Source organism: Kosmotoga pacifica (genome assembly GCF_001027025.1).
Classification (GTDB): Bacteria; Thermotogota; Thermotogae; order Petrotogales; family Kosmotogaceae; genus Kosmotoga_B; species Kosmotoga_B pacifica.
The window spans coordinates 2,147,797-2,169,170 of sequence record NZ_CP011232.1; the positions used below are offsets into that span (position 1 = coordinate 2,147,797).

The 21,374-nt window shown below is 44.4% G+C and carries 20 protein-coding genes and 1 riboswitch; of the genes, 9 read left to right on the forward strand and 11 right to left on the reverse strand.

What is annotated here, in order from left to right; all coding sequences use genetic code 11:
* The first annotated feature begins 36 nt into the window (after positions 1 to 36).
* Positions 37 to 1,431, forward strand: a complete 1,395-nt coding sequence (locus IX53_RS10270; RefSeq protein WP_047755618.1) for an aminopeptidase — start codon at positions 37 to 39, stop codon at positions 1,429 to 1,431.
* The gene (gene nth, locus IX53_RS10275) at positions 1,418 to 2,053 is read left to right on the forward strand and encodes an endonuclease III (RefSeq protein ID WP_047755284.1); all 636 of its coding nucleotides are present in this window, start codon (positions 1,418 to 1,420) and stop codon (positions 2,051 to 2,053) included. Before IX53_RS10270 ends, nth begins: the two co-directional genes overlap by 14 nt.
* On the opposite strand, the gene IX53_RS10280 is transcribed toward nth, so the two are convergent.
* Positions 2,021 to 3,604 carry an ABC transporter permease gene (locus IX53_RS10280; protein WP_053001299.1) on the reverse strand — a complete coding sequence of 528 codons (1,584 nt, stop codon included), beginning with the start codon at positions 3,602 to 3,604 and terminating at the stop codon, positions 2,021 to 2,023. The two genes, nth and IX53_RS10280, sit on opposite strands and share 33 nt — an antisense overlap.
* Positions 3,601 to 4,569, reverse strand: coding sequence for a thiamine ABC transporter substrate-binding protein (locus tag IX53_RS10285; protein WP_047755285.1), 969 nt, complete (start codon positions 4,567 to 4,569; stop codon positions 3,601 to 3,603). The genes IX53_RS10280 and IX53_RS10285 overlap by 4 nt, the downstream gene beginning before the upstream one ends.
* A gap of 37 nt (positions 4,570 to 4,606) precedes the next feature.
* A riboswitch (TPP riboswitch) is annotated at positions 4,607 to 4,708 on the reverse strand.
* A gap of 102 nt (positions 4,709 to 4,810) precedes the next feature.
* Here IX53_RS10285 and mfd point away from each other — a divergent pair.
* From mfd to IX53_RS10300, 3 genes are read left to right on the forward strand one after another with little or no spacing between them, the layout of a single operon-like run.
* The gene (gene mfd / locus IX53_RS10290; protein ID WP_053001300.1) at positions 4,811 to 7,867 is read left to right on the forward strand and encodes a transcription-repair coupling factor; all 3,057 of its coding nucleotides are present in this window, start codon (positions 4,811 to 4,813) and stop codon (positions 7,865 to 7,867) included.
* On the forward strand, positions 7,857 to 9,179 hold the full coding sequence (gene mnmE / locus IX53_RS10295) for a tRNA uridine-5-carboxymethylaminomethyl(34) synthesis GTPase MnmE (RefSeq protein ID WP_047755286.1): 1,323 nt from the start codon (positions 7,857 to 7,859) through the stop codon (positions 9,177 to 9,179). The genes mfd and mnmE overlap by 11 nt, the downstream gene beginning before the upstream one ends.
* A 13-nt stretch (positions 9,180 to 9,192) precedes the next feature.
* Complete coding sequence (locus IX53_RS10300; protein ID WP_047755287.1) at positions 9,193 to 9,900, forward strand: hypothetical protein; 708 nt, start codon at positions 9,193 to 9,195, stop codon at positions 9,898 to 9,900.
* Between the two features lie 10 nt (positions 9,901 to 9,910).
* Here IX53_RS10300 and IX53_RS10305 read toward each other — a convergent pair whose 3' ends face one another.
* Genes IX53_RS10305 through IX53_RS10345 form a run of 9 tightly spaced genes read right to left on the reverse strand, consistent with a single transcriptional unit; the run spans position 9,911 to position 17,477 of the window.
* Positions 9,911 to 10,453 carry a 2-oxoacid:acceptor oxidoreductase family protein gene (locus IX53_RS10305; RefSeq protein WP_047755288.1) on the reverse strand — a complete coding sequence of 181 codons (543 nt, stop codon included), beginning with the start codon at positions 10,451 to 10,453 and terminating at the stop codon, positions 9,911 to 9,913.
* The gene (locus tag IX53_RS10310; RefSeq protein ID WP_047755289.1) at positions 10,450 to 11,205 is read right to left on the reverse strand and encodes a thiamine pyrophosphate-dependent enzyme; all 756 of its coding nucleotides are present in this window, start codon (positions 11,203 to 11,205) and stop codon (positions 10,450 to 10,452) included. Before IX53_RS10310 ends, IX53_RS10305 begins: the two co-directional genes overlap by 4 nt.
* Before the next feature lies 1 nt (position 11,206).
* Positions 11,207 to 12,274, reverse strand: a complete 1,068-nt coding sequence (locus IX53_RS10315; protein ID WP_047755290.1) for a 3-methyl-2-oxobutanoate dehydrogenase subunit VorB — start codon at positions 12,272 to 12,274, stop codon at positions 11,207 to 11,209.
* Positions 12,275 to 12,287: 13 nt separating this feature from the next.
* Positions 12,288 to 12,518, reverse strand: a complete 231-nt coding sequence (locus tag IX53_RS10320; protein ID WP_047755291.1) for a 4Fe-4S dicluster domain-containing protein — start codon at positions 12,516 to 12,518, stop codon at positions 12,288 to 12,290.
* Positions 12,519 to 12,520: 2 nt separating this feature from the next.
* Positions 12,521 to 13,183 (reverse strand): nucleotide-binding protein, encoded by a 663-nt coding sequence (locus IX53_RS10325; RefSeq protein ID WP_245612728.1) that lies wholly within the window; start codon positions 13,181 to 13,183, stop codon positions 12,521 to 12,523.
* Positions 13,184 to 13,192: 9 nt separating this feature from the next.
* Positions 13,193 to 14,266 carry a butyrate kinase gene (gene buk / locus IX53_RS10330; RefSeq protein ID WP_047755293.1) on the reverse strand — a complete coding sequence of 358 codons (1,074 nt, stop codon included), beginning with the start codon at positions 14,264 to 14,266 and terminating at the stop codon, positions 13,193 to 13,195.
* Entirely contained in the window at positions 14,263 to 15,168 is a 906-nt protein-coding gene (locus IX53_RS10335) for a bifunctional enoyl-CoA hydratase/phosphate acetyltransferase (protein ID WP_047755294.1), read from the reverse strand. Before IX53_RS10335 ends, buk (IX53_RS10330) begins: the two co-directional genes overlap by 4 nt.
* Positions 15,165 to 16,232, reverse strand: coding sequence for a butyrate kinase (gene buk / locus IX53_RS10340; RefSeq protein ID WP_047755295.1), 1,068 nt, complete (start codon positions 16,230 to 16,232; stop codon positions 15,165 to 15,167). The genes IX53_RS10335 and buk (IX53_RS10340) overlap by 4 nt, the downstream gene beginning before the upstream one ends.
* 12 nt (positions 16,233 to 16,244) lie before the next feature.
* Entirely contained in the window at positions 16,245 to 17,477 is a 1,233-nt protein-coding gene (locus IX53_RS10345) for an aminotransferase-like domain-containing protein (protein ID WP_047755296.1), read from the reverse strand.
* A 206-nt stretch (positions 17,478 to 17,683) separates the two neighbouring features.
* Between IX53_RS10345 and IX53_RS10350 the strand changes: the two genes are divergently transcribed.
* From IX53_RS10350 to IX53_RS10365, 4 genes are read left to right on the forward strand one after another with little or no spacing between them, the layout of a single operon-like run.
* Positions 17,684 to 19,057, forward strand: coding sequence for an ArsB/NhaD family transporter (locus IX53_RS10350; protein WP_053001301.1), 1,374 nt, complete (start codon positions 17,684 to 17,686; stop codon positions 19,055 to 19,057).
* A gap of 12 nt (positions 19,058 to 19,069) precedes the next feature.
* Positions 19,070 to 20,212 carry a pyridoxal-phosphate-dependent aminotransferase family protein gene (locus tag IX53_RS10355; RefSeq protein ID WP_047755297.1) on the forward strand — a complete coding sequence of 381 codons (1,143 nt, stop codon included), beginning with the start codon at positions 19,070 to 19,072 and terminating at the stop codon, positions 20,210 to 20,212.
* A complete protein-coding gene (locus IX53_RS10360; protein WP_047755298.1) occupies positions 20,212 to 21,141 on the forward strand; it encodes a hydroxyacid dehydrogenase in 930 nt (309 codons plus the stop codon). Before IX53_RS10355 ends, IX53_RS10360 begins: the two co-directional genes overlap by 1 nt.
* Before the next feature lie 21 nt (positions 21,142 to 21,162).
* Positions 21,163 to 21,342, forward strand: a complete 180-nt coding sequence (locus IX53_RS10365) for a ferredoxin (protein ID WP_047755299.1) — start codon at positions 21,163 to 21,165, stop codon at positions 21,340 to 21,342.
* The last annotated feature ends 32 nt before the right edge of the window (positions 21,343 to 21,374 follow it).

Below are 21,374 nucleotides of genomic sequence, written 5' to 3' on the forward strand. Positions count from 1 at the left end.
TTGGGAGGTGTTATTGTGGCAGAAAAGGAGTTAAACATGGATGATCTTAGTTTCAATGCTACTCTGGCATGGAGAAGGGACATATCCGCTTCCATCGAGGGATATTCAAAAGGGTACATGGAGTTTATCGCCAAAGCACTCACTGAACGTCGAACTGTGAGAAGCGCGCTTCGCCTTCTAAAAGACGCGGGTTTTAAGCCAATAGAAGAGTATGAAAAGAACGGTGAGAGGATAAAACCCGGTGATAGTGTTTATAGCGTGAAAGCAGGTAAAGCTCTTTTAGCATTCAGAATCATTGACAGCCTGGATAAAGGTTTTAATATGGTTGCGGCCCATATTGATTCACCGAGGCTCGATTTAAAACCGAGACCATTGAAAGAAAAAGCGGGTCTCGCCCTTCTGAAAACTCACTACTACGGTGGAATCAAAAAATATCAGTGGTTGAACATACCCTTGGCATTGGTCGGAACGGTTGTACTTGAAAATGGCGATAAGATTGACATAAATATTGGCACAGAACCCGGTGATCCAGTGTTCGTTATAAGCGATTTACTGCCTCATCTGGACAACAGAAAAGGAGATTTCAGGGAAGTCTTCAAGGGTAAGGATTTGAACGCTCTGGCAGCTTCGATCCCTCTGGGTTCTGGTGACAAAGAGAACTCAATCAAACTGGCTTTTTTAAAATCTTTGAACGAGAAATATGGATTGAAAGAAGAAGATCTTTTCAGTGCTGACCTCCAATTCGTCCCTGCCATACAACCAAGGGAAATTGGTATTGACCGGTCGATGATAGGAGCTTACGGACAAGATGACAGAATATGCGCGTACACGGCTATCACCGCACTGATAAATGCCAATAAACTTTCCAGGTCGGCTGGCGTTTTACTTCTCGACAAGGAAGAGATCGGGAGCGATGGAAATACCGGTGCAAAAAGCTACTTCTGGATGAATGCTCTTATGCGAATAGCTAGGTTGATGGACATGAACGATCCCTGGGAAAATGTGTTGTTGGCAATGGAAAAATCTAGCATGCTATCTGGAGATGTCGCAGCCGCTATCAATCCCATGTTTGAAGATGCACATGACCCAGAAAATGCTCCCAGACTCGGTCATGGCATAGTCCTGATAAAGTATACAGGTCGTGGTGGAAAAGGCGGAACAAGCGAAGCTTCAGCGGAATTTGTTGCAAGAGTCAGAAGAGTTCTTAACAGTGGAGACATAGTCTGGCAGACGGGAACCCTCGGAGAGGTTGATCGCGGAGGTGGTGGAACAGTAGCCAAATTTTTTGCTGAAAAGGGAATGGATGTAATAGATGCTGGCCCTCCTCTCTTAGGTATGCATTCACCTTTTGAGATAGCTTCTAAAGCCGATCTCTATGAAACGTATAGAGCTTACAAGGCTTTTTTGGAGATGCCGAATGAAGCGCTGTGAACCAAACGAAGTAGCAAGGACGATCATAGAACATTTTCCAAGAGAGCATCATGAAAAGGACCCATTCAAGGTTCTTGTGAGTACGATACTGAGTCAGAGGACCCGTGATGAAAACACTGAACTAGCTTCAAAAAGATTATTTGACCGATATAGTAGTCCGGTATCGATAGCTAATGCTTCACCTGAAGATCTTTATGATTTAGTGAAGCCTGCCGGTATGTACAAGCAAAAAGCCGGACGAATCGTTGCTATCGCAAAGTTGCTCGTTGAACGCTACGATAACAAAGTACCCATGGAACTTAGTGAACTTTTGAAATTGCCTGGAGTTGGGCGCAAAACTGCCAATATTGTGCTAAGCGTATCTTTTGGAATTCCAGCTTTGGCCGTTGATACGCACGTGCATCGTATTAGCAACAGGCTTGGCTGGGTGAAAACACGAACACCAGATGAAACTGAGCACGAGTTAACGAAACTGCTGGATGAAGATCTCTGGGGGCCTATTAACGGCTCAATGGTGGAGTTTGGAAGAAGGATCTGTAAACCTTTGAAACCCCTCTGTGGTAAATGTCCGGTGAAGGAATGCTGTAAACTATTCCTCTTTCCTGAAACTGCCGAGAGATAATCTGTTTACTATAAAAATCACCATCAATACAATCACTACCAGAAGCGAACTCAACAACCTCGCTTCTGGTACGTGTCTGCTAGAAAGCATCCGATAAATGGCAACCGTTATGGTGGGCGCTCTATCACCGCCCAGAATTAGTGAACCACTGAATTCACCCATAGAAATGGCAAAAGTTATTGCGAATACAGTGACAATCGTAGATCTCAGGAGTGGAATCACTAAATGCCATAGAATCTGCAAAGGCTTGGCTCCATCTATTTTTGCAGCTTCTATGATTGCGAAGTCAAATGAAGCTGTTTCACCATGAAGTAAATTTATTACAACGGGAAACGAAACAACCGTATAGAGTAGAATCATCCCAAGCTGTGGTGGAAAGCTCCTATATGCAATAGAATATCCTAGAGCGAGTATGGCCGGTGTAATTGAAATGCTTATCAGCGAAGTCAACCGAATCGAAACATTTTCAAATCGTGAACTCCTGGCACTCCATACAATCAAGAAAGAAAGTATCGTTGTAAGAAACGCCGCTGACAATGAAAGAGCCAGAGATCGGAAGATTGTGCTGACGATAGAAACACCGAGCACTCCAATTGGCTTCAGACTCAATAGGATCTTGAACTTATCGAAAAGAAAAGATGCCCTTTTGAAGTCATATATGGAACCAAACATTCCACTGAAAACCGGAAGCCATTCAAAGAACAGATAAGCCAAAGCCACCATCGAAAGCCAGCTTTTCCTGTAAATGATTCTATTGCCAATTGGTAACTGCTCCTTTCGCTCGATGATGGTACCCAAAAGACCGAAGCTGAAGATAAAAAGAAATTGTACTAAGGCTAGTCCCAGAGCAATCTCAGGCCTGGCTAGCAACTTGAGGTACATATAGATTGCAACTTCCAGTGTGGCGTATTGTGAACCTCCGAGCATAAGAACTACCGCGAAGGAAGTGAAACAGTAAGAAAACGTCAATATCAGCGAACTGAGAATCGCCGGAATGATGAGAGGCAGCTCTACAAAGAAAAAAAGGTCGAGTTTTGAACCACCATCGACCTTTCCCGCCTCCACTATTTCCAAAGGAATATTTTTTAGCGCACTACCAACGATTCTGACTGTTATGGGGGAGTTGTAGAATATATGACCGAGTAGAATGGCTCCAAAATTGTATAAAAATTGCTGACGCTCCACTCCCATGAAGGCAAGCAGATTATTGAGTACACCGTACCTACCGAGCAATACGAGAAAACCTACGACCATTGAAATACCCGGCAGGAAGAAAGGAATATACGTTGTGTAATGCAGAAGATTGGAGAGGATATCCTGGTGTCTGGAATAATAATACGCGGCAGGTATTCCCACCGCGAATGCCATTAAAGTGCTAATAACAGCCTGAAATATTGTGAATTTAAGAATGTTGATTACCGGGGGAGTTTTCAAAACCGCCAAAGAGCTCGTAAGCCCTTCCGAGCCAAAGGCGACAAGTAAAGGGAACATGATGAAAAAGCCCACAAAGAAAAGGGCAAAATAAAGTGCTAGGGCTGAACGTTGTATCAATAGATAATACCTTCCCAGAGTCTGATTACTTCCTCCACGTCAACGTTTCTCACCGTTACGACCTCAGCTGGATCAAGGGCATATTTAAAACATTCGGGCATTTCCACCTCAACTACAGGAAACATCCATTGATTTAGTGGAATGTGTTTCTGAGCTTCAGGTGAGATGAGAAAATCAATGAATTTTTTTGCGAGTTCTTTTTTGGTGCTCCATTTCACGATCCCGGCACCTTCAATCTGCACGTATCCTTTTCCTCCGGGAATCAGCGTGCCATAATAGACATCGCCGTAGTACTGGTAAGAATACGCTCCGTCAGTAGCGTAACTTACCATAATGGGCGCTTCTCCCGCTTCAAACTTCTCAAAGGCATCATCCCAACCCAGTGTAATAGTTAGTATGGAGTTTTTGAACTTTTTCCAGAAATCGATGAAGTTATCGCCGTAAAGAGCGTATGTCCACATCAGAAAGGAAAGACCCGTGCTTGAGGTTCGAGGATCTTCGATAATGATACTCTTTGAAAAGCGATTTTGAGTGAGTTCATCCATGGAAGAAAGAGAAAGAGTCCCGAGTTCGCTCTTATCATAAATGAATGCGATAGCACCGTAATCATAGGGAGTAAGTCGCCAGAGAGGATCAAATATTAGATTCAAATCGCGAATGAGATGGGCGTTCTCTGGAAGATAACTCATGAACAACCCCTCATCGAATGCTCTCCGGGCGAGAAGATTATCGATGCCTATTACAACATCGACTTCGGTCTGTCCTTTCTCAGCAATCAATTTCGATAGTAACGCACCAGCATCTCCAAAAGTCCTTACCTGAACGCTAACACCCGTTTCTTTTTCAAATAGTGGAAAAGCCTCTCTCGCAAATGGAAGCAGACTGTCGTAAGTGTAAACGATGAGTTCTTCGCCGAACAGTGTCAATGTAAAAACGATAATCAAAAAAACCAGAAACCTTTTCACGATTTTCACCTCCAAAAAAAAATAAACCGTCCAAGGGACGGCGCAACCTCAGCCTCCCTTCGCCGGTATTACCCGGATCAGGTTCAAGGGGTCTGCGCCGCACGCACTCTCAGCCGAAAAGGCTCCCCCGGCAACTCAATTATACCACCCCTCCCTCATCTTTGAATTTTCCTTAAGAAAATGGAGATTAATTTTTTTTAAAAGGGTGATAAAATTCGAAAGTGCGAGTGAGGAGGATATTATGTCAAAAAGAGAACTAATACTCTCGAAAGATCCCATAGGATGGTTGAGTATTAATGCAAAAGAGTTGAAAAGGCCCACGGTGATACTCCTTCCTGCCGAAAAGATGCTTGGACGTCTGGAAGATGTCTTTCCTGAAGGGGTTACGGTGGATATCTTTCCATCTCATGATGTTTTTCCTTTTGAGGAGATAGGCACATCATATAGCGTAAAAAGTGCAAGGCTCGGTGTTCTTAGAAAGCTCATACAGGGTCAGAGCCCCATTATAGTAACAACGATGCACTCTTTTCTTAGAAAGACTATACCACCTGAAATTCTAGGGAAGTATCTTTTGAAATTTCGTGTTGGTGATAAATTTTCTCTATCCGCTCCTCTACTGCAATCACTCGGTTATGTGAGGGTTTTTACCGTAGCGGAGCCTTCACAGTTCTCTATAAAAGGCGGGATAATAGATATCTTCGTTCCTGGAGATACCGAACCTGTCAGGATCGAAATCTTCGACGATGTAATTGAATCAATAAGACGGTTCGATGTGATAACACAAAGGAGTATCGCACGCCTTGATAACTTTGAATTAATACCTGGTTCTGAATCGTTGACTCATAAGAAACATCTAGAACTCGCGGAGAAACGGATCAATCACGCCGAAAGGCAGACCGGAAAAAAGATAACCTTCAAACTTGAAAGCGGCATTAACCTTGACACAGTATCCGGAATGTTCTATGAAAGTCAGAGTATTCTTGCCGATTATTTACCTGAGGGAACTCAATACATCTTTGTGGAACCGGATGAAGCCGTTAATGAATTCGCAAGACTGGAAAGGGAAGTTATAGAGATGTTGGAAGAAAAAACTGCGGAGCGGTTCCTGTATAAAAGATTTGGTGGCCTTTCAGTTGAATTTTTCATGAAGCTCCGCAGCTATATCATTCTTGCCGCTCGAGAACCCACATTTCTCGATTGGGATGTTGTTAGGGCAGAGGAACAGAAAGCTCCTCTTATACGAAAAAGAAAGAGTAAAAAGGTATTCACACCAAGCACTCCTTTGATAGACTGGACTGAACTCGAACCAGGTGATCTGGTTGTTCACAAAGACTACGGGATAGGTCGATATCAGGGGGTAAAGACCATAACATCGGCTCTCGGAACGAGAGAATATCTGGCCCTAGAATACAGAGAGGGTTCAAAGCTGTATGTACCGGTGGAACGTGTTGATAGAGTACACAAATATATCGGTGGGGAAGAAAGTGTTCAGCTGAACACTTTGAAAGGTAACCACTGGGCAAAACAGAAAAAACGTGTCGAAGAAGAGGTAAGAAGGAGAGTCAAAGAACTGGCTGCACTTTATGCTGCGAGGGAGAGGATAAGGGGCGTAGTTCTGACAGGAGAATCTGAACTTGAAGAGAAGTTGAAAGAGAGCTTCCCGTATTTAGAAACCGAAGATCAACAAAAAGCCATTGAAGAGGTGTTAAACGATCTTGCCCGAGAACGCCCGATGGATAGGCTTATCAGTGGTGACTCAGGTTTCGGGAAAACAGAAGTTGCGATACGGGCCACTTTTAGAACCGTTGTTTCAGGTAAGCAGGTTGCTGTTCTTGTACCCACGACGGTGTTGGCACGACAGCATTTTGAGAGTTTTAGCTCACGCCTTTCACCTCTGGGTGTTTCCGTCAAACTCCTCGACCGATATACGACAGGCAAAGAACGCGAGAAACTCCTTGGAGGACTTAAGAAAGGATTGATTGATGTTGTGATAGGCACACATAGCCTTCTGTCAAATGCTGTCAAATTTTACGACCTTGGTCTGGTGATAATAGATGAGGAACAGCTATTCGGCGTTATGCAAAAGGAGCATTTTAAAAAGCTACGGCTGAAGGTTAACGTCCTCTCCATGAGTGCTACCCCTATTCCCCGAACACTTTACATGGCCCTATCAGGACTCAGAGAACTCTCTGTAATAACAACACCACCTGCAGGTAGGATCGCAGCAGAGACTTACGTGGGTCCAAAAAACGAAAAGCTTATCAGGACGGCAGTTTTGAGAGAAATCAATCGGGGTGGGCAGGTTATATATGTTCATAATAGGGTCCAGGAACTCGATGAACTGTACGAGTTTTTGAGTGGACTGCTTCCGGAGGTAACCGTTGGTGTTGCCCATGGTCAAATGGGAAAGAGGAAGTTCGAAAAAATTATTGGTGATTTCTACAGTGGTGACCTCGATATGCTTTTATGCACCACCATAATAGAGAGCGGAGTCGACATTCCCAACGCCAATACATTAATCGTTGATGACTCACAAAGGTATGGACTTGCTCAGTTATACCAGCTCCGTGGCCGGGTAGGAAGAAGCAACAGGAGGGCTTTTGCCTATTTCCTGTATGACCCTAAAAACCTTGGACCGCAATCCAAAGAGAGATTGAAAGCTCTCAAAGAGTTTTCAGGCCCGGGTAGCGGGTTGAAGCTAGCTATGAGAGACATGGAGATCAGGGGAATAGGAACTCTTCTCGGTAGTGAGCAGTCCGGGAATATCTCTTCTGTGGGGCTGTATCTTTACCATGAAATGCTCGAAAGGGCCTCTGCTGAAATTTTGAATAAATCCGATGAAAAAATCGATACCCGTGAAACTGTTGACACTGAAATGAGAGGGATATATTATGATATGGTAATTCCACAAGAGTATGTTGGGGACTCGATAGAACGTCTGAAAATATATCGGAGAATCGCCAATGCCCGGGATATTAGTGAACTGAAAGAACTGTTAGATGAACTAATTGATCGATTCGGTACCCCAACAAAAGAGGTGCGTTCATTGTTTAATGCAGCTAGATTACGACTCGCCGCACATAAGAAGGGCATAAAGTTAATCGAATACGATAGAGATTCAGAAACAATAAAGCTGAAGTTTAAAGATGTTAAAAAACTTGATGAACTCACTTACGGTAAATTGAGAGTCATTTTCAATGAACGCGAATCCTCCGCGTTTATATACAGTGTCAGACCGGAGCGTGTTATGAATGTTCTAAACAGGATTTTGTCGGGAGATGGAAAATATGATTTTTGACCCAATCTGTGCCGTTGCGACCCCAAGAGGTTTTTCTGCCCTCGCCGTCATCAGATGCTCAGGCGAGAACGTATGGAAACTAATCACACCCTTCTTGAAGGTAAAGCACATTGAACCTTGGAGACTTTACCTCACTGAATTTACTGTTGATGGAAAGATGGTAGATGAAGTGACTGTAGTCTTTTATAGGGCTCCCCGTTCTTACACCGGAGAAGATATGGTAGAACTTATCTTTCATGGCAGCCCTATAGTTTTAAAAATTGTCATGGAGGAATTGTTTAAAGTTGGATTCAGGGAGGCACTACCGGGCGAATTTACAAGAAGAGCTGTGATGAATGGGAAGATGGATCTTCTCAAGGCAGAGGCCATTGAGGTGCTAGTTGAAGCAAAAACGAGAAAAGCTCACGAAGCCGCTTCATTCACATACCAGGGGAAACTCGGGCAGGTTGTCGAATCCATCAGGCAGCTTCTTATCGAGGCCATGGCAGAGGTTGAGGTTGAGCTGAACTACCCTGGAGAAGTGGAAGTATCCACTGGAGGAGTCATTATCCGACTCGAGAAGGCGAAAGAAAGACTCGAAAGGCTGGTTGCTCATGGTGAAAACGGAATAACTCTGACAGAAGGAATAAGAACAGTTATAGCGGGCAGAACAAATGTTGGTAAATCAACGCTTCTCAACGCATTACTCCGAAAAGATAGGGCAATCGTCACCGACATTCCTGGAACAACACGGGATACAATTGAAGAGGCTTTAAGCATTGACGGCACTTACTTCAAAATAGTCGATACCGCGGGGATAAGAGAGCCTGATAACGTAGTCGAAAGGATAGGAATAGACAGAAGTAAAAAAGAAATTGAAATGGCGGATCTGGTAATATTCATGGTAGATTTGACCGATCCTGTCCCGGATCTCAAATTATTCGAGCAGTTCAGACCGAAAATGAAGAGATATGTATTGCTCGGAAACAAGCTAGATCTTGTATCTGAATGTCCTGGAGATCTGGAGTTATGTATCAGCGCAAATTCTGGAGGGTCATTGCGAAAGCTGGAAGAAAAAATGCTCGAAAAAACAGCTGATCTTACAGATTTCAATGAGGGCGAATTGTTTGTAACCGAAAGGCAGAAAGCACTGACTTACAGAGCTCTTGAGTATCTAAATGAAACCTTGGATGCTCTTAAACAGGGGATCACTATGGATATAATTTCTTCTTTCTTACATCAGACTATCAAAACACTGGATGAACTCACAGGGAAATACTTGCAAGATGACCTGCTTGACACTATATTCAGTAACTTTTGTGTCGGCAAATGAGAGTGGTGATATGATGGTAGCGCTTATCCTTCTTTCAGTAATGGTCTTCTCAAGGTTTTTTCTCAACCCGCTTCTGTACTTCTTTGTGGTAGAAGGGTGCATGATATTTCTGGTAGTCACCAGAAGGAGATACGAATTCTGGCTCCTCATACTCTCAATGATAACTCCTATCAGTACAGAAGCTGTGGCTCTTTTTGCTGGGATCGGGACTGTCGGTCATATTTTTGGTACTCTTGTGTCCAGTATCACTATGCTCCTTGGATTGATCGACGAAATACCCCGAGAGCGCCTTATAAGGAGAATTAATCTCAAAGGTCGTTCAAATCGGAGTCGTGTTCAAACACTCATGTTCACTTTTGGAGAAGTTTCGAGACTCGAAAAGCTTCAGATGAGTCCTGCTCACGTAATAGTCTCGGCTGGCAGGCTCTATTTCACCTTGAAACTTCCATATGAAGGTGAAACACTCATGTCCTTTTCATTGAATGAATTAAAAGAAACTGCTGTTCACCAGGTAATATCAGAAAACAAACCATATTATCCAAGGTTAAGAGATCTGTTCATACCAGTGCGAAATGTTAGAAGCATTGGTAAACCCAGACATTATGACTATTTTCTGGTAATTAAAACAGCAGATAACGTGTGGACTTTCTATGAAGAACCCAAAACGCTGTTGAATTTTCAGAAAGAAATTGAGGAAGCCATGAAGAAGAGGAGGAGCTGAGCTCCTCCTCTTATTTTCTTGCTAATTTCATTCCCGCCTCGATAGCCTTGAGATTCATTTCGATCAGAGCAGCTTTTTTCCCAGTAAGCTTTTTTCTCAGTGCTTTTTCGACACTCTCGACAGAGACTGCCCCTGTCCTCTCAAGATACGCACCGAGCATGACCATGTTCGCCACTTTTGTGTTGCCAATTTCCTCGGCTACTTTGTTGGCGTTTACCTTAACAATTTCGATATCTTTTCTCTGGGGTTCTCTATCAACAACCGATGTGTTGAGAATCAACAGCCCTTCTTTTTTCAATGTCGATTCAAATTTCAGCAGAGACGGTATGTTCATGATAATGAGTTCGCCTGGGGTATCGGTTATCGGAGAGCCAATGGTCTCATCACTTATAACCACGGTGCAGTTAGCTGTTCCACCGCGCATCTCAGGTCCGTAGGAAGGTAACCATGTGCTGTGTTTATCGTCGTACATGGCAGCCGTTGCCAGGATCTGACCTAGAAGCATTACTCCCTGTCCTCCGAATCCGGCAGCTATGAGAATGTTTTCGCTCATTTCAGCTCACCTACCTTGTCAACAAAGACGCCAAGGGGATACTCCTTTTTCAAGTTTTCGTTTAGCCATTTCATTGCCTCGATGGGATCCAGTCCCCAATTCGTGGGACAGGTGGAAAGAACTTCGACGAGAGAAAATCCCAGACCCTTGATCTGAGCGATGAAGGCTTTTTTTATAGCCTGTTTAGCTTTTCTCACTTCAGCTGGAGAACTTACAGCAACTCTTTCCAGGTAAACTACACCAGAGAGTTCTTTTAGAACTTCGCTGACATGTATAGGATAACCTTCTCTGTCTGCCTCTCTACCATACGGTGAAGTGGTTGTCTTCATCCCAAGAAGGGTGGTAGGAGCCATCTGACCGCCAGTCATTCCGTAAATAGCATTGTTTATGAAAATGGTTGTTATTCTTTCTCCTCTGTTGGCAGCATGGATTATTTCTGCGGTGCCGATCGCTGCAAGGTCACCATCGCCCTGATAAGTGAAGACCACTCTGTCGGGCATTGCTCGTTTCATTCCCGTTGCAACTGCTGGTGCCCTACCATGCGCAGCGACGGTTCCATCAACATCGAAGAAGGTATAAGCGAAAACAGAACACCCCACAGGAGCCACCATGAGAGTCTTACCCTGTATTCCAAGTTCATCGATGACCTCAGCTATTAGCCGATGAACGATTCCGTGATGACACCCAGGACAGTACGTGAACTCTTTATCAGAAAGGGATTTTGGTCTTTCGAATATCGCCTTGGCTGCCATTTCATTCACTCCTCTCGACGATCTTTTTGAGTTCCCTCAGAACTTCCTCAGGTGTGGGAACAACGCCACCGGTCCTGCCATAGAAATCGACCTTTATCTTTCCGTTCACCGCTAACTTAACGTCTTCAACCATCTGACCGGTGGACATTTCAACGGTGAGAACAGCTTTCTTCCCAGAAACAGCGCTTTCGAGTTCCTTATAGGGGAAAGGCCACAACGTTATTGGTCTGAACAGACCAACTTTAATGCCCTCACTTCTGGCCTTTTTTACAACACTGCCAAGGATTCTTGCCATGGTTCCATATCCGACAAGGAGGTATTCGGCATCATCAATCATCTCAGTGTCGTAGCGCACTTCGTTTGCTTCTATTTCTCTATATTTTTTCTGATATCCTATGTTCATTTTTTCTAGATTGATAGGGTCGATATCAAAGGAGGTGATTTTGTGAGGTTCCCTGCCTTCGCAACCCTGCATGGCCCATGAGCTATGGTCCGGAAGTGTGTTCAGGTCTCTGAAATCCGGGAATTCCACGGGTTCCATCATCTGTCCCAGCATTCCATCAGCCAGGATAAGAGCCGGGTTCCTATATTTATCAGCAAGATCGAAAGCCAGTTGAACGAGGTCCACAGCTTCCTGAACAGAGCTGGGAGCAAGAACGATCAAATTATAGTCGCCATGGCCTCCGCCCTTCGTTGCCTGAAAGTAGTCGCTCTGTGCCGGCTGGATATCTCCCAGGCCAGGACCTCCACGGACAACGTTGATGAACACACAGGGAAGTTCAGCACCGGCGATGTAAGAGATGCCTTCCTGCATTAGACTAAACCCCGGACTGGAAGTGGAAGTCATCACGCGAGTTCCAGTGCTGGCCGCTCCGTATATCATGTTTACAGCAGCTACTTCACTTTCGGACTGAAGAAAGGTTCCCTTGACTTCGGGAAGTCTTCTGGCCATGTATTCCGTGAGTTCTGATTGTGGTGTAATGGGGTAACCAAAATAGAGTCTACAGCCTGCCCTTATAGCGGCTTCGGCCATAGCTTCATTTCCTTTAACCATAACTTTTTCAGCCATGTTCTTTCCCCCTTCATCCTCTTACTTCGACGTTTTCACGGTAAACAGTAATCGCTGTGTCCGGACACATCATATAGCAAAAACCACAGCCGATACAGTTTTCCTGGTCGACCTGCGTGGCGGGGTGGTAACCTTTACTGTTAAAATGGCTGGCGAAATCCAGCACCTTCTTGGGACAGACACTTATGCATAACCCGCAACCTTTACAACGCTCTTCGTTGATTGTTACGAAATTCTTTGGCATTCTCAACCCTCCCAAGGTGTTTTAAGAAATTTTTTTATCTTGAAAATTGGAAATTTTTCTTCTTCAAAGTTTAAATCATCTGCGATCACCGTAGCGGCCACAGGAATATTAGTGAGTTCAGATACCCTGCTGATAAACTTTTCACCGAAAAGAACATTTTCCACAGTTGTTTCCCGGCCGAGGTTCGCATTGTTTATTAGAAAGTCGATTCTTCTCCTGGAAACTCTTGAAAGCCTTTGGAGGTGTTCTACGGTCTTTTCAACGGTATTGGTAAAAGGTCTGTAAGGGTTGATAACAAAATAAGTCTTAACATTCTTCCCATCCAATGCTACCTTCAGTGAGCCAAGAGCGATGGCACCATCATCATTTCCGCCCACGTCGATCACAAGTGAATATTCCTCATTGGCGATATAACCATGAACAACTGGAGATATTATTGGAAGGTCAGCATGCATCAGCGCACCATGGGGAGCGATAAGTTTTATGCCCATACGATTGAGCTCTTCAACGTGATCTCTGGACCTGAAGTAAGGGCTGATGACGTCTATATCAGCCAGAGCCACTCTCTTGAATTTTTCTTTTAACTTGACGGCGACATTCAAGGAGATCTCGGTCTTTCCGCTGCCGAACATCCCCATGAAGATCGATATCCTGCTGTCAAACATCATTTCACCTCAATAAGTTTTGGCCTTCTCTTCACCCTTCAAAACCCTGCAAGCTGCAAGGGCAAGAGCAAGTTCTTCGTTCCCACCTGGAACGACCTCAACTGGAGCAATGAAAGAGACCTTCTCGCTGATCCATGGGACAAGGTATTTGGTGTCATGAGCCAAACCACCGGTGAGAATTATCGCATCTACTTCTCCCTTAAGGGCGGCGGCCATTTTCCCGATCCACTTAGTAATCTGATATGCCATGCCGCGATAGAACAGCTCCAGTTCCCCCGTTTCACCGTTTCTGAGTCTTTGCTGTATCTTGGTGCAATCATTGGTGCCAGTGTACGCCACCAGCCCCCCCTTGCCCTTTATCAGCTTTTTAATTTCATTCTTGGCATACTTTTTACTGAAGCAGAGCTTGATTAACTGCGTTAACGGGAGTGTTCCGGATCTTTCGGGTGTGTATGGTCCGTCTCCATTAAGAGCATTGTTTACATCTACAACTCTACCTTTTTCGTGGGCACCTATCGAAATACCGCCTCCCATATGAACAACAACGAAGTTCATTTCTTCATATCTTCTGCCATACTTCTGAGCCACGGAGCGAGCAACTGCTTTCTGGTTCAATGCGTGGAAGATTGATTTTCGCTGAAAATCGGGATGCCCGCTGAATTTGGCTACTTCCTTCATTTCATCGACGACTACTGGGTCGGCAATGAATGCGGGAATCTCTTTGGAAGCATTGGTTGTCAGCTCTTTGGCGAGAATCGCCCCGAGGTTTGAAGCGTGTTCGCCGTACTTTGCTGCCTTGAGGTCATCTATCATCCTATCATTAACGAAATAAGTACCACCCTTAAGAGGCCTTAATAGTCCTCCTCTACCGACGATGGCATCGAAGCTATCTAATGAATATCCACTCTCACTGAGAAAGCTTAGGATCAGTTCTTTTCTGAAATCCTTCTGGGAATACAGATTTTCGAATTTTGAAAGCTCTTCTGTTGAATGTCTGATTGTTTTGGTTTCAACGATTGTTTCGTTCTCAAATATGGCGAGCTTTGTTGAGGTTGATCCGGGATTGATCACGAGGATTCTCATTTTGAAGCCCCCTTTGCTATCAAAACATTCAGGGCAATGGATAAGAGTTTTGTGAGATCTGAATCAGCTCTTGAGGTCAACACAATGGGTGCCTTTCCACCCATTATGGTACTGGCAACGAGGGCACCACCGAGAAAAACCATAGCTTTGTAGAAAATGTTCCCGGCTTCTATATCTGGCATTATGAGGATATCAGCCTTTCCAGCAACGGGACTGTCGATTCCTTTGTGCCTTGCAGCTTCTTCTGAAATGGCGTTATCAAGCGCGAGAGGACCGTCGACAATCACATCCGGAATTTGATTGCGATGTGCCATCTTTGAAAGTATAGCTGCATCGATGGTAGCGGGCATCTTTTCATTTACGACCTCGATGGCACCAAGGATGGCTACCTTTGGATTATCTATTCCCAGTGCGGCGGCGACTTTTGAAGCGTTAACGATAGAATCCACCTTTTGTTTTAGACTGGGCGCAATCACCATTCCTGCATCGGTTACGATGAGCAGCCTGTCAAAACCTGGTATTTCAAACACGCTCACAAGGTTCATTGTCCGCCCGGCTCTGAGTCCATATTCTTCTTTAAGATAAACGCTCAAAAGCTCACCAGTTTTGATTTTACCCTTCATCAGGAGATCAGCTTTTCCACAGGCGACTGCTTCGACTGCAGCAGTTACAGCTTCAGAAGTACTAGCCGCGTGTACTATTTTAAAACCTTCTGATAAACCGACATTCGTGCAAAGTTTCTTTAACTCCGTTGCATCACCAAATAACACGAATTCCGCAAGATCACGTTCAATGGCTTCTTTCACTGCCTTTAGAACGATCTCATCCTCCGCAGCAGCTACGGCGATCTTTTTATCACTGCCCTTCGCAATGTCGAATAATTGTGAGAGTTTATCGATCATACTATTCCCTCCAGTGAAAGGCATTTTGCGTTTTCTTCTCCAGAAAGCACTCTTTCGGCTCCCATTGCCAGTGAAAGTAATTCATTGTCCCCCGGTTTAACGACCACAAGACCAAAATTCGAAATGTAGGATTTTATCTCTTCGACAAAATCGGGATTGTAAGCCATTCCACCGGTGAGAATAATGGCGTCTACATTTCCTCCTGCTACTGCGCACAGACCACCGATCTCCTTCGCGATTTGATATACCATGGCCTGCAGAACTTTCTTTGCATATTCATCATTTTTAGCTCTTTGAAGGACTTCCTGCAGGTTATCTGTTCCGAGATACGCAATGAGCCCTCCCCTGCTAGAATAACGCTTTATCAATTCTTTTTCAGAGAATTGCCCGCTGAAAGCCTTTTCGACCACATCTCCCACTGGGAGATCACCGGACCTGTTGGAACCAAAGGGCCCTTCATCCTTACTGTTATTAACATCGATCATCTTTCCATTTACCTGTAAGCCCACAGATATTCCTCCGCCGAGATGGGTGATGACAAAGGTCAATTTGCTGACATCGGTTTCCATTTCTTTTGCAACTTCTCTGGCGACAGCTTTCATATTCAATGCATGGAAAAGGCTCATTCTTTTCAACTGCGGTATACCTGTCAAGCGTGCTTCCGGGCATAATTCGTCCACCGAAACCGGATCAGTTATAAACACAGGGATCTCACCTTTAGAGAGGATCATACCTATGGGAGCTGCGTAGTTCGAGGGATGATCAAGAATGGCTTTATGCAGCAGATAATTGACCATATCTTCGTCAACCTGGTATGTTCCACTTTCTAAAGGAGGGAGAATTCCTCCACGACAGGCGATAGCATTGAAATCTTTCACTCTGTATCCGTTTTTTGAGAGAAATTTTTCTATGGCTCTGGCCCTCGCTTCGACCTTATCCGGAACAGCCATACCCTCCTCTTCTTCTGGAGAGTGCTTGACGTATTCTTTTCTGGTTATCTGTTTGTCTTCATAAATCCCGAGTTTTGTAGAAGTCGAACCGGGATTTATCACGAGTATTCTCATTGACATCCCCCCTCAGAGCAACCCTTTTTCTTTTCCATATTCGAGCACGGTTTGTTTTAATCTCTTTACACCTTCTACAATATCTTTTTCAGGCGGAAGGCAGAAGGAAAGTCTCATAGAATTGTCACAGCCGCCACCAATGGAAAAGGCGGCACCGGGAATGAAAAGTATACCGTTTTTCTTCCCGTAATCCATCATTTCCATCGTGTCAAACCCCTCTGGTAACGTGAGCCAGATGAAGAGCCCACCCTGCGGTTTGGTCCAATGAACCCCCTGCATATCTGAAAAGTTCTTTTTCAGCTCTTCCAGCATAAGGTCTTTCTTTTTTCTATACATATCGATTGTTGGCTTTAAGAGTTCTTTGAGATCATATTTTTGAAGGAATCTGCCAGCAATGCGCTGGGTAAGGCTTGGCGAACAAAGATCAACAGCCTGTTTTGCAAGCACAAGTTTTCTGATAAACTCTTCGTGGCCAATGACAAACCCCAGTCTCATACCAGGGGAAAGCACTTTGCTGAATGTCTTGAGTAATAGAACTCTATCTTTTCCGGCCATCTTAAACATGGAAGGAATAGCTTCACCCTCGTATCGGAGGTCGCCATAAGGGTCGTCTTCGACTATCAAAAGATCGTATTTGTCAGCAAGTTCGAGCAACTTTTTCCTTCGCTCGAGACTCAGTGTAACTCCTGCTGGGTTGTGGAAGTTGGGGATGACGTAAATGAATTTCACGTTTTTTATTTCTCCGCTGGAAGCGAGTTCTGCGAGTTTCTTTTCAAGTAATTCAGTATCTATACCATTTTCACTCAACGGGAGGTCTATGTGATTGGTCGACCTCATGGAAAATGCACTCGCAGCACCTAAATATACAGGTTTGGAGACAAAATATTTGCTGTCCTTATCGAGAAGAACCAAAGACAATAAAAAGAGCGCACTCTGAGAACCAACGGTGATTAGGAGGTTTTCGGTCGATAGTCCTTTGATGCCCTCGTTCTTCTTCAGATACTCTATATATGCTTTCTTCAATACATCGTCCCCTTCGGTGGGACCATACTGAAGTGAGTATGAGAATTCCTCTTCTATAACTTTCTGAGTTATTTCAGAAAGCTCATATCTGGGAAAAGTCGATGGATCCGGGACTCCTCCACCAAAGGAAATCATCCCGGGAATGCTGACATCCTTCAGTAGTTCCCTGATGATAGAAGAAGTGAGCTTTTTACCCGTGTTGGAAAATTTGAAGTCTTTCATATATATACCCCCTGATAAAGATTGGTATTCTTTTTCATCAAATGGTAAAGCAATTTGATGCCATAATGAAAAAAAACAGCGTTAACCTTCTAAAGGGCGCTTTTGTAAATTTTTTCAGAGTTCACATCATTTTGATAATATTATTTCGCGAAAGAACATGCATGCAATATATTGCAATGTTGAAAGGAATTGCAGGAGGTGCCACGATGGTTGTTTTGTACGGAAGTGTGGTACTTGCCCTCATGGCTGTTGTGTACTATTTTCTGATATCCGGTAAGATGGATAAAGCGGCAAGTGCCTTCGCAGGTGGGGCTATACTACTTTTTCTGACAGCCGTGTTAAACAAAGCTTTTCCTGGTGCCCTTCCGGAGGGTGTTAGGGCTCTCAATCTCGATAACTTAAGTGAATTCGTTGATTTTAGGACTATAGGACTTCTTATTGGAATGATGATTATCCTTCCCTTTATCGAGGAGTCAGGTTTCTTTCAGTTCATGGCTGTTGCGGTTGTAAAGATGAGCCGTGGGGATTTCAAGTTGCTCTACATCGTAACCTCCTTGATTGTTGCTCTCGCCTCTGCCCTCCTGAATAACGTGAGTACTGTGATGGTATTCGTCCCTGTTGTTCTCGCTGTAACTGATGCTCTGGAAAAAAATCCTTTTCCTTTTCTCATCATGATCATACTTTCTGCAAATCTTGGTGGAACGGCGACGTTAATTGGTGATCCGCCAAACATGATTGTAGGTTTTGCAGCAGGGAAGAGCTTTAATGATTTTTTGATAAATGTCGCCCCTGTGGTCTTCATAACGCTGATTACCATCCTTATTCTCCTCTTGTGGAAAGAGAGCAAATATTTTAAACTCAATGATGAGGAACAAAAAATCCTGAAAAGGTTCGCTAACACGGATCCCTTTTCTCAGATCAGGGACAAGAGGATGTTACGGATTTCTTTAACGATATTTTCTTTAACCCTGATTGGTTTCATGTTACCACCGTCACTCGGTATTGATCCGGCACTCGTCGCACTCCTTTCTGCTGCAGTCACACTTTTCGTTATGAGAGTGAACACTGAGGTAATGGAAAAACTTTTTCACAAGATCGAATGGGGCACGATTTTTTTCTTTTTGGGGATGTTCACTCTTGTATATGGTCTTGAAGCAGTGGGGCTAATGGACGCTTTCGTGAGCTTTCTTGTGAGCTCTCTCCATAGTCCTATTTTGTTGTTGATCTTTGTTCTCTGGTTCCCTTTGTTCCTTTCGGGATTTGTCAGTGCGGTTCCGATGGTAATGATCATGGTTCCCGTTATTAACAGCATAATTGGAAATCCGGAACTGGTTTTTAGCAAAGATCCTGCCCTTTCCGACATTCTTTGGTGGGCTCTCGTTCTAGGAGCTTGTTATGGTGGCAATGGTACAATAGTCGGAGCTGCCGCTAACATGGTGGTAACTGGAATGAGCCAGAAATTGAAAAGGGGAAAGCTGACATTTTCAAACTACATCAAGTACGCTTTCCCGCTATTGATGATATCAGGAATGATCGCTACGATGTACGTAATGCTGAGATATTATTCAACACATATCTAAGGGGGTGCATTTATGGCAAAGATGGTGAAGAAAAATTATCTCCTCGCTCCGGGTCCTACGCCCGTACCCACAGATCTTCTTCTTGAAGGGGCACGTGAGACCATTCATCACAGGACACCGCAATTCAAAAAGATAATGGAGGAAGCAATTGAGGGAACGAAGTATGTTTTTCAAACGACAAATGATCTATTCCTCCTGGCTTCTTCTGGGACGGGCGCGATGGAAATGGCAGTTGTTAACCTCGTGTCCCCCGGCGAAAAAGTTATCGTCGTGGTAGGTGGAAAATTTGGTGAGCGCTGGCAGCAACTATGTGAAACCTATGGCGCAGAGGTAGTCCCAATAAAGCTTGAATACGGCGACTATGCAACTCCTGAAATGATCGATGAAAAACTGAAGGAACATCCTGACGCAGTAGCTGTTTTCACTACTCTTAGCGAGACATCTACAGGGACAGTAATGGACATTGAAGGTTTCGCGAAAGTTGTCAAGGCCCACGGTAAATTGATAGTAGTTGACGCTATAAGCGGTCTCATAGCTCAGCCCTTAAAGACGGACGAATGGAAGCTCGATGTTGTTGTTGCTGGTTCGCAAAAAGGGTTCATGCTCCCTCCGGGACTGGGATTCATTACTTTTAGCGAAGATGCCTGGAAAAAAGCCGAAAAGAATAGTGTACCAAGCTTTTATTTCAACGCTTTCGCTTATAAGAAGAACCCGGCTCCGTATACACCCGCAGTTAACCTCATTTACCAATTGAAAAAGGCTGTGGAAATGCTTAAAGAAGAGGGGATAGAGAATGTCTGGGAGCGCCACAGGATCCTCGCGGACGCCATCCGAGAAGGTGTTAAAGCTCTTGGCCTTGAGTTTTTTTCAAAGCGCCCTGGTAACGTCCTGACAGCTGTTAAAGTGCCTGAAAGCGTGGATGGTCAGAAGCTCGTTTCGCTTATGCGTGATGAATTTGGTGTTACCATTGCCGGGGGACAGGGTAGCATGAAAGGGAAGATTTTCAGAATTGCCCATCTGGGTTATATGTCAAAATTCGATACCATTGTTGCGATTTCCGCTTTAGAAATGGCACTGAGAAAGCTTGGCTATAAACTGGAATATGGAACAGGTCTTAAAGCGGTTGAAGAAGTCTTTGAAAGGGAGGATGTCTGATGTTCAGACTTCATGCCAATGATCCCCTCTCAAGTGATGCGATGGAACTTCTTCAGAATTCGGGACTTTTTAAAATAACCGCCGAACATCTGGACAAAGACCAACTCATAAAAAAGATCGATGATATCGAGTTTCTTGTGGTCCGTAGCGCGACAAAAGTAACCGCCGATGTCCTCAATGCTGGTAAAAACTTAAAAGTTGTTGGCAGAGCTGGTACCGGTCTCGATAATATCGATGTGAAAACAGCACGCGAACTCGGCATTAAAGTGTACAACACGCCTGGTGCTAACGCTATATCTGTTGCTGAGCTAACTCTAGGACTTCTCCTCTCGCTAGTAAGGCATATTCCCCGTGGTACCCAGGGCCTTAAAGATGGAAAGTGGGAGAAAAAAGCCCTTAAGGGACACGAAATCTTCGGGAAAAAAATTGGAATAATCGGATTTGGTGCCATTGGCCAGGAAGTTGCAAAACGGGCCAAGGCATTTGGTATGGAAGTCATCATTTATGATCCGTTTGTAAAGGAGACCGAACTACCCGTGAAATTGGTAAATGACCTCGGAGAACTGCTCGAAGTTGCGGATGTTGTAACATTACATTTGCCCTTAACGGAAAGTACGAAACATATAATTGGAGAAAATGAATTCGCAAAAATGAAAGACGGTGTTATAATTATCAACGCTGCGCGTGGGGGAATTGTGGATGAACAGGCCCTCTACGATGCGCTAGTATCCGGGAAGGTTTTAGGCGCTGCCCTTGATGTCTTTGAAGTGGAGCCTCCCATGGATGAGTTGAGAAGAAAGCTCCTCGGACTGGACAACGTGATAGCAACACCTCACATCGGAGCCAGTACCTACGAGGGACAGAAACGTGTGGGTATTGAGATGGCCAAAAAGCTCATAGAAGTCGCAAGAGAAATGGTTTCCGCATAAATCTATTATGGAGGTGTGATGATGAAGGTCTACATTGACAAGGATGCTTGCATCGGTTGTGGAGTCTGCGAAGGTCTTTGCCCCGAAGTTTTTAGAATGACTGACGATGGTAAGGCTGAGGTCATCGTTGCTGAAACAGAGGCTTCTTGCGCCCAGGATGCTGCTGACTCCTGTCCTGTTCAAGCAATTAAAGTCGAATAGTTTCAGGATTTTTACCTAAATATTCGGGGGTG